The organism is Burkholderia sp. SIMBA_062 (genome assembly GCF_046534765.1).
GTDB lineage: Bacteria > Pseudomonadota > Gammaproteobacteria > Burkholderiales > Burkholderiaceae > Burkholderia > Burkholderia ambifaria.
In genome coordinates this window covers 1-245 of sequence record NZ_JAWRYD010000521.1, presented here as the reverse complement: position 1 = coordinate 245, position 245 = coordinate 1, and the positions used below count along the sequence as shown (strand labels likewise).

The window sequence follows — 245 nt, the reverse complement described above, 5'->3', positions numbered from 1 at the left end:
GCTCGTCTCGGTGCCGCTGGCCGGTGCGATGGGCACGCCGTATCGACAGTTTCTGGGTTTCGACGGCATTGGCGCCGCGCTCTGGTCGGGCACCGGTCTGCTGATCGGCGTGCTGTTCGCACCGCAGATCGACATGATGCTCGCCGGCGCGAGCCGCCTCGGCCGTTTCGCGGCGGTCGTCGTGCTGGTCCTGCTGCTGCTCTACGCGATGTACCGCTGGACGCGCCGCCGCCAGCTCATCAAGA

Annotated in this window: 1 pseudogene; it reads left to right on the top strand. The window is 68.6% G+C overall.

The window, feature by feature from the left end:
* A pseudogene (locus SB786_RS37305) lies at positions 1-245 on the top strand (hypothetical protein); the annotation flags it as partial.